At 42.2% G+C, this 2,503-nt stretch carries 1 protein-coding gene; it reads right to left on the reverse strand.

Translation table 11 applies throughout. The annotated features are described in order from the left end of the window. Positions 1 to 387: 387 nt before the first annotated feature. Positions 388 to 2,503 (reverse strand): collagenase (locus tag AB6E08_RS22650; protein WP_371708700.1); only part of this gene is annotated, 2,116 nt, incomplete at its 5' end.

The following is a 2,503-nucleotide window of genomic DNA, read 5'->3' on the forward strand; positions in this document are numbered from 1 at the left end:
AATACGCGAAACGGGGTTGTTCTATCTTTAAATTTAATTACGCAACAAAGCCACTCTTCTCTTAAAGAAGGGCACTATTATTATGTGTCTAGTGGTTCACATGCGATAGCGATGCCTATGTGAAGAAAAGGTAAAATTAATTTTTATGATCCAAATATTGGCGAAGTTTTTGGGATGACTCAATCGGCGATTCAGCAATATTCACTGGCGGCTGCCAATAGTTCTCACAAGGTATCGGATATGTTAGAAAGTATTAACTGTTACTGGCTTCTGACCTGTCGGGTCTCCTGCAAATACTTGATGTATTGTTGAATCTGCTTATATAACAAAGCAGAGGCGGAACCTCTGCTTTGTTGTTGGAGTTAACGGCAAGCGTTTTTACTCAGCTCAGTGGGAAGACGCTTGCAGTTCGACATCAAATGCTTCACGGCCACTAATACTGATGTAATAGCTACCAGCAGGAATGAAACCATCACCACCTTTTGGTATCGAAATACGTTCATTGCTACCTTGTGTAAAGTTAGTCCATTCGTAATCATGATAATGACAAATTTTGTCGTAACAAGCATACAAATCGGCATCCCCATTACCTGATATTGATATATCGACATTCGTTAATCCATTAGGTACTTCAATGTAGAATAATTTTTCAGAAAGTTTCTCGCCTTCTACAGCAACGCTACTATTTAAAGCCAGTAGCTTGGGTTTTTCTTGAAGTTTAGGTTTGGAAATATCGCTATCATTAATATCTTTCGTTACTTCGTCTAGCCATAACTGGAACTCTTGATCGTATATTGGTCCAAAGTCGTTTAGACGTGCAACCCATTGTTTGTATTCACCATTACGAGCGTAACCGAGCAACTCTGTTGTTTCTTGCGGGTGTTTTTCTAACATAAAGCGCACGCCTAGGTATCCCCAGCGATAAACTCGGTTTAAGCCGTCACTGTAATTTGTGGTAAATACCTCCTGCAGCGAGTACGTTTTGTCTTTACCGAGAGACAGTGCGGCAAAGTAATTTTCCTTATAGTGCATATATTCGGCAAAGCCCTCAAGCCACCATACAATGCTACCTTCTCGCATTGTGGTATGGAAATCACCGTATTGGTTAAAGCGTCCATCGAGGTAGTGAATATACTCGTGCTCTAGGTTTAAAATCGAAAAATTATCATCCCATCCATTTTGATACGCGACGAATCGAGGAGTGTTGCCTGGTTGTGAAGGGGTGCGCTCAAGGAACTGACCGCCGTTGTTGGTGGTATTGCCAAACAAAAAGCTCGAGTAAGTGGAGTAGTCGTCTTTGGTGTTGAAGACGATAACATCAACGGTTTCGCTGTAGTCATCAGAAACAGGCTGATGGCCTGTGTTTGCAACGTTATGGAAATCGTCTTCTTTATCATTAAGTGTCTGACAGCTGGTTTGCGCTTGTTCATTGGTCATCTTTTGCGCCAGAATTTGAGCCGGGCCTGCACAGTTATAGCTGAAAGGTACAACCCGTTGTTTCAGCCTTTCTTTTGAATTATCTAAAGTGAGGCGATTTAGCCTTTCGGGAGCATAATCGCTGACCATTTCAGCAATCCCGACCCACACGCGATCTGATTTACCACCGAGCGGATAGTTGTGTAGCAATTCTTCTAAGGTTTGAGTCACAAGCTGTTTAGTTTGCTCATCATCAGTTTTGATCAAGCGAGCCAGTTCTCGCGCTGCGTTACCGAGTAAAGCTTCAGAGTTTGTACCAATTGCCCATTCATTGTTAAGAATAAATGCTCGGAGCTTATTGATATAGATCGGATCAGATTCGATAAGATCGTAGAAGGCTTCTTTTTGTGAGTGCCCGGCCATGGCTATGAAAATATTATTGATGGCTGTACGGTAGTAGTAGCTTTCGCCTCTTTCTGCGGTGAAAGTATCTAGTAGCGCAAAAACATCGGGAGCAGCTATTGAAAGTTGACGAACGCTATCGACGATGATCAACATAGAACCAAGAGCTTGTTGCTGTGTTTGACCTTCACTTAATGAGTAATGAGAGCGCAAGAATAGTTGGGCTACATGAGCGATTGACAATCCCATTTCATTAGGAAAAGGAGCTAGGTCACGAGCATAGGTATCGTGACGGTTTTTATAAGCCGCTTTGATGAATTCGGCAAGGTAATAGATATTCTGTGCCTGTTGCTCCTTCCCCTGATATTGGTTGATTACTTTTTCAAGCGACTGAGTGATTTTTCGCATGACCGTTTCGGAGAATAGCTGGTCTGCTTGTTGCTTAGACGGTGAAAACCACGAGTTCATACACTCATAAGTTCCATTGGCGACTTGTGAATCTACCTTTGCCAAATTAGTAAGAAGCTGCGGCGTTTCGCACTCACCTGAATATGGGAACAGTGCAGTGTGAGCATTGCTGTCTGTAATATCCGTATTGTTGTTTGTTGTATCCGTCTCACTGATTTGAATGTCTGTAATATCCGTATTGTTGTTTGTTGTATCCGTCTCACTGATTTGAATGTCA

Source organism: Vibrio sp. 10N.247.310.24 (genome assembly GCF_041467175.1).
GTDB lineage: Bacteria > Pseudomonadota > Gammaproteobacteria > Enterobacterales > Vibrionaceae > Vibrio > Vibrio tasmaniensis_A.